Genomic DNA, 5,576 nt, shown 5'->3' with positions numbered 1-5,576 from the left:
TATTGATTATTATAATAATCAGAGAATTAAAATAAAATTAAAAGGATTAACTCCTGCAGAATACAGGAATCAATCCTTAAATTAAATATTAAATTTCATGTCCAAGAAAATGGGTTCACTACATTATTGAGGCTTTTTTATCAATTAAGATATTATTTAGCTTCATATACAGAAACTTGTTTCTTGTCTTTCCCTAATCTTTCGAATTTTACATATCCTTCAATTAATGCAAATAAAGTATGGTCTTTTCCTTGACCTATATTATTACCAGCATGAAATTTATTTCCTCTTTGTCTAATTATGATATTTCCAGCTTTAACAGCTTCTCCATCATATTTTTTTACACCAAGGTACTTAGGGTTAGAATCTCTTCCGTTTTTAACAGAACCTTGACCTTTTTTATGTGCAAATAATTGTATATTTAATAAAAATAACATTTAAAATTCCTCCTTCTCTACAAGCTTTATATTTTTTGGATAATTCTTTGATAGCTCTATTAAAACTACCACCATGCTTTCCAAAAGAGTATGCACTTCTCTTTCTTTACCATTTAAGTCCATATTGTCCAAATCGACAGATATAAGACCATCAGAAGATAATTCAAATCTAGGATAGATTTCTAAAACATCTTGGAATCCCGCTAGGGGGAACTGTAATGTAGTAGAAAGTGCTGCACACACTATATCTGAACCGTATTCATTATATTCTGCATGTCCAGTAGCTTTATACTTGATAATTCTACCGTTTTTTCTAAAAATCTCGATCTTAGTCATAATATTAACTATGCGTTAATTGATGTGATCTTGATTTCAGTAAATAGTTGTCTGTGACCTTTTTTTCTATGGTATCCTGTTTTAGGCTTGTATTTGAAGTTAATAACTTTTTCACCTTTTCCTTGGTTTAAAATTTCAACTGCAACTTTAGCTCCTTCGATTAATGGAGTTCCAACTTTTAAATCTTCACCATTAGCCACTAAAAGAACATCAGTAATTTCTACAGTTTCGTTAACTTCAGCATTAAGCTTTTCAACTCTTAAAACATCACCTTCTGCAACTTTGTACTGTTTACCACCAGTTTTTATAACTGCGTACATTCCAACACCTCCAAAAGTATTTATTCGCTAGCTAGGGTTGCTGAAAACCATCGCTAAGCGTAACTATAAGATAATATCACAAAAGTTCTTTAATGTCAATGGATTTTTTAATGAAAAACATAATTGATTTTTTATAAATATAAAGGTATAATTTTTTAGTGAAAAGTAATTTAAAACCAAGGGAGAAAAAATGAGATTTCAAAGGGAAAGAAACTTAATAGGAGAGGAAAACTTCAACAAATTAAAAGAATCCAATGTGATAGTTTTTGGAGTTGGAGGAGTTGGAGGATTTGTAGTAGAATCACTAGTAAGGGGAGGAATTGGGAAACTTACAGTGGTTGATTTTGATTCTATAGATATAACAAATATCAATAGACAAATAATAGCAACTGATAAGACAATAGGAAAAAATAAAGTACAAGTTGTTGTAGAGAGAATGAAAGAAATAAATCCAGATTTAATTATTAGAGGAATTAAAGAAAAATATTCAAATGAAACAAGAGAGCTTTTTTTTGATGAAGATTATGATTATATTGTAGATGCAATAGATATAGTAACATCAAAATTAGATCTAGTAGAAATGGCAAAGGAAAAAAATATATCAATAATATCTTCCATGGGAACAGGAAACAAAATAAATCCTATGATGTTAGAGGTTGCAGATATAAATAAAACTTCAGTTTGTCCACTAGCTAGAGTAATGAGAAAAGAATTAAAAAAAAGAAGAATAAATAAATTAAAGGTACTATATTCAAAGGAAAAAGCCATAAAGCCATCTAATGTAGAAAATAATAGAGAGAAAAGTGTAAATGTTGGGAGTATATCCTTTGTGCCTTCAGTTGCAGGGCTTATAATAGCAAGTGAAGTTATAAAAGATATTTGCAGAATAAAGAATATTAATGGTAAAATAGAAAGGAAGTAAAATGAAAAAAATAGGAATTTTTTATGGGACAAACACAGGGAAAACAGAAGCAGTTGTAGATGAAATAGAATTTAATTTAAAAAAAGTTGATTATGAGACTATAAATGTAAAAAATGGAATAGAAAAAATAAAAGAATTTGAAAATATAATAATGGTAACTCCTTCTTATGGAGTAGGGGAACCTCAAGAGGATTGGGTTAAAAATTTAGAAGAATTAAAAAAAATAAATTTTGAAAACAAAAAAATAGCTCTAGTTGGATTGGGAAATCAATTTGCCTTTGGTGAATCCTTTGTAGGAGGAATGAAGGTATTATATGATATTGTAAAAGAAAATAAAGGTGAGATTATAGGATTAACTTCTAGTGAAGGATATTCTTTTGAAGAAAGTGAAGCAGTAATAAATAATAAATTTGTAGGGCTAGCTTTAGATGAAAATTATCAAGATAATGAAACACCAGATAGAATATATGAATGGATAAAGGAAATAAAAAAATAGGGGGTATAATGTCTATTTTAAAAGAATTAAATAATAATGGATGCGATGTAAAGGGAGCTTTAGATAGAGTTCTAGGGGATGAGGAATTATATATTATTTGTTTAAAGAAATTTGTAGCTGATGAAGGTTTTGAAAACCTAGGTAAATTTATTGAAGAAAAAGATATTGAAAAAGCTTTTAATGAAAGCCACACTTTAAAAGGTGTAGCTGGAAATTTAGGATTAACACCCTTATATGACTTATTAGTTATAATTGTTGAAAAATTAAGGAACAATTCTTTAATGGGAGTTTATGAGGACTATAAAAAAATGATGAAATTTTATAATGAAATAAAAAAAATAAGTAAAGATAATGTATAAATATTTTACTCAAAAGGAGTTAAAATGACAAAAACAATGGAACTTAGAAAGGGGATGTTGGCTAGGGGATGTTTTAATAAAATTTCAGATGGAGATCCTTCAGATGACACATTAATTATGTTTAGATTAGATCTAGATCTAAAAGACATAATTGAATATAAAGATGTAAACTTTTTTTTATCTGAAATAGAAAGTATAAACTATGATGATATTGTTGGAAAAATAGCAAAACATATACTAAAGAAAGATAAATTAGAAAATTATTATGAATTTATTAGCACAGAAAATATACTAGAAAATTATAATAAAGGAAAAAATATTTTGTTCTTTCAATATGAACATGTTAATAACGAAGGGAAAATATCTTGGTGCAGTATAATAATAGAATCATATTTTAATATAGTTAAGAAAAAGATTTATTCAAAAATTCTTATTAAAGATATAACTTATCGTAAAAAAATAGAGTTATCTCTAGACAGTAAAGTACAGTTAAATAAGGATACAGGTTTATATAACGATAAAACTATAAAAAAAATAATAGAAAATGAGATTAAAAAAAAGACACCTTGTTTAATGGGGATTTTATCAGTAAACAATAAAAAAGAAGTACTTGAAAAAATAGGTGAAGATAAATATAAAGAATTATTTTTAGAGCTAGCAGACAATTTTAAAATAAAGTTTCATTCTAATATTCTTCTTGGGAATATTGATGAGGATAAAATAATAATATTTTCTAATTCTTTTTCCAAGGATAGATTAAAACAAAAAATAGAAAAAATTTATCTTAAGGTATTTAGAAAAGAAAATAAATTTTCATTTACAAAATATTTTAAATTTTCTCTAGGAATTGGATATTCAGATGGAGACAGTGATATAGATAAATTATATACTAGTGCCTATGAAGCTCTATCAAATGCAATAATAATTGGAGAAAATACTTTTCATATATGCGATGAAAAAGAATGTAACAGTGTAAAAGTATTAAAGGAAGCTAATAAACTAAGTAAAGAAGAGTATATTTTTAAAATTATACCTATGTTGGAATCATCTTGTGATTTTGAAACTTCAATAATGATTATTCTAGAAAATACTAAAAATTATTTTCAACTGGATAAAATAAAAATTACCTTAGAAATGAATAATGAAAAATGTGATTTATTTAACAGAGTTTCTAAAGAAGTTGGAACTAGTGAGGAAATTAAAAACACATATAAAGTTCCAATATTTTTTAATAATGAAATTTATGGATATTTAATTGGAGAAAATTTTAAAGTAAATAAACCTAACGAAGAAATGTTTGGTTTTATATCTTATTTAATTACCAGTGAATATTTAAAATATAAGTCTTTAAACAATAAATGCTACACTGGAAAATATGATCAATTAACAGGACTTTTAAATCATAGTAGCTATGGAAAAAAGATTGATAAATTAAATCTAGAAAGTTTGTCTTCTTTAGGGGTTTTGTATATTGACATAAATGACTTTAAAAATATTAATTTAGTTTCTGGAAGAGAATATGGGGACAATATTTTAAAAGAAATGTCAAATTCATTTAATGATTATTTTCAAACAAATTTAAAGTTTCGTCTTTATGGGGATGTATTTTTCATATTATTTGAAGACTTAACTTATAAAAAATTTGAAAAGGATATAAAAGACTGGGAAACATTTATAGATGAGAAGTTCTTAGTAAGTGTTTCTATTGGAAAAGCTTGGTCTGATAGTGATATAGATTTAAATAAACTATGTACCAATGCAGAGGAGTTTCTAAAATATTCAAAGGAAGAATATTACGATAAGAAACGCATAGAAGAATTACAAAAATTTAAAAGAAAAATAAAATTTATGGAACAACTAAAAGAAGGAAACTATAGAATGCATTTACAACCAAAAGCAAATGCTGAAAATGGGGAGATTTTTGGAGCTGAAGCTCTAACAAGACTTTATTTAAATAATGAGATTCAATCTCCATATAAATTTATTCCTCAATTGGAAAGAGATGGATTTATAAAATATTTAGATAAATATATTTTTGAAGAGGTTTGTAAATTATTGGAAAAATGGATAAAGGAAGGGAAAAAATTAATAAAAATTTCCCTTAATTTTTCAAGATTAACATTTATGACCCCTGGAATAGTTGAAGAAATCATTGAAATATCAAATAAATATAATATTCCTAGAGAATACATAGAAATAGAAATGACTGAAACTATAGGAGAGTTAGATAAGGAAAGTATAAAATCTATTTGCTCAAAAATAACAAGGAAAGGTTTTTTAATATCATTGGATGATTTTGGGGCTAAGTATAGTAATATGGCTGTATTAATATACATGTATTTTAACACTATAAAAATAGATAAAAGTTTAATAAATGATGTTATAACAAATGATAAAAGTAAAATAATTATAAAAAATATTTTTAAGATATGCAAGGAATTAAAAATAGATAGTATTGCAGAGGGAGTTGAAACTGAAGAACAGTTTACAGCTTTGAAAAAATTAGGTTGTGAAGCAGTTCAAGGTTATTTATTTAATAAACCAATTCCAGTAAGTCATTTTGAAGAATTATATATAAAATAAAAAGGGTCTATAATATTTGGTGTTGGTATTTGTAAAAATACTAATGCCTTTATTTTTTGCAAAAAAAAATTGAGACAAATAAAAAAATCCGTTACAATTAAGTTGCGACACCAAAAGAAAGGA

The 5,576-nt window shown here is 25.9% G+C and carries 8 protein-coding genes; 5 read left to right on the top strand and 3 right to left on the bottom strand.

Going from position 1 to position 5,576, the window contains the following annotated elements; all coding sequences use genetic code 11:
• Position 1: 1 nt before the first annotated feature.
• Positions 2-85: an IS3 family transposase gene (locus GIL12_RS09850; RefSeq protein ID WP_370456718.1), complete on the top strand. Its 84-nt coding sequence runs from the start codon at positions 2-4 to the stop codon at positions 83-85.
• A gap of 67 nt (positions 86-152) precedes the next feature.
• Here the strand turns inward: GIL12_RS09850 and rpmA are convergent, their stop codons facing one another.
• From rpmA to rplU, 3 genes are read right to left on the bottom strand one after another with little or no spacing between them, the layout of a single operon-like run.
• A complete protein-coding gene (gene rpmA, locus GIL12_RS09845) occupies positions 153-437 on the bottom strand; it encodes a 50S ribosomal protein L27 (protein ID WP_163470302.1) in 285 nt (94 codons plus the stop codon).
• Positions 438-773 carry a ribosomal-processing cysteine protease Prp gene (locus GIL12_RS09840; RefSeq protein WP_163470301.1) on the bottom strand — a complete coding sequence of 112 codons (336 nt, stop codon included), beginning with the start codon at positions 771-773 and terminating at the stop codon, positions 438-440. It abuts the gene before it with no gap.
• A gap of 8 nt (positions 774-781) precedes the next feature.
• Positions 782-1,093: a 50S ribosomal protein L21 gene (rplU, locus tag GIL12_RS09835; RefSeq protein WP_163470300.1), complete on the bottom strand. Its 312-nt coding sequence runs from the start codon at positions 1,091-1,093 to the stop codon at positions 782-784.
• Positions 1,094-1,283: 190 nt separating this feature from the next.
• Here rplU and GIL12_RS09830 point away from each other — a divergent pair, with 190 nt between their 5' ends.
• Genes GIL12_RS09830 through GIL12_RS09815 form a run of 4 tightly spaced genes read left to right on the top strand, consistent with a single transcriptional unit; the run spans position 1,284 to position 5,453 of the window.
• Complete coding sequence (locus GIL12_RS09830) at positions 1,284-2,015, top strand: ThiF family adenylyltransferase (protein ID WP_163470299.1); 732 nt, start codon at positions 1,284-1,286, stop codon at positions 2,013-2,015.
• 1 nt (position 2,016) lies between these two features.
• On the top strand, positions 2,017-2,511 hold the full coding sequence (locus GIL12_RS09825; RefSeq protein ID WP_163470298.1) for a flavodoxin: 495 nt from the start codon (positions 2,017-2,019) through the stop codon (positions 2,509-2,511).
• Positions 2,512-2,519: 8 nt separating this feature from the next.
• Entirely contained in the window at positions 2,520-2,870 is a 351-nt protein-coding gene (locus GIL12_RS09820) for an Hpt domain-containing protein (RefSeq protein WP_163470297.1), read from the top strand.
• Between the two features lie 24 nt (positions 2,871-2,894).
• Positions 2,895-5,453, top strand: coding sequence for an EAL domain-containing protein (locus GIL12_RS09815; RefSeq protein ID WP_163470296.1), 2,559 nt, complete (start codon positions 2,895-2,897; stop codon positions 5,451-5,453).
• Positions 5,454-5,576: the final 123 nt, after the last annotated feature.

The organism is Fusobacterium sp. IOR10, from assembly GCF_010367435.1.
In the GTDB taxonomy this organism is placed as follows: Bacteria; Fusobacteriota; Fusobacteriia; order Fusobacteriales; family Fusobacteriaceae; genus Fusobacterium_B.
Note: the sequence above shows the minus strand (reverse complement) of the source record. Positions and strands in the feature narration are given on the sequence as shown.

Coding starts and splice junctions, on each gene's coding strand:
- rpmA (WP_163470302.1), bottom strand. CDS start 437: ATGTTATTTTTATTAAATATACAATTATTTGCACATAAAAAAGGTCAA.
- GIL12_RS09840 (WP_163470301.1), bottom strand. CDS start 773: ATGACTAAGATCGAGATTTTTAGAAAAAACGGTAGAATTATCAAGTAT.
- rplU (WP_163470300.1), bottom strand. CDS start 1,093: ATGTACGCAGTTATAAAAACTGGTGGTAAACAGTACAAAGTTGCAGAA.
- GIL12_RS09830 (WP_163470299.1), top strand. CDS start 1,284: ATGAGATTTCAAAGGGAAAGAAACTTAATAGGAGAGGAAAACTTCAAC.
- GIL12_RS09825 (WP_163470298.1), top strand. CDS start 2,017: ATGAAAAAAATAGGAATTTTTTATGGGACAAACACAGGGAAAACAGAA.
- GIL12_RS09820 (WP_163470297.1), top strand. CDS start 2,520: ATGTCTATTTTAAAAGAATTAAATAATAATGGATGCGATGTAAAGGGA.
- GIL12_RS09815 (WP_163470296.1), top strand. CDS start 2,895: ATGACAAAAACAATGGAACTTAGAAAGGGGATGTTGGCTAGGGGATGT.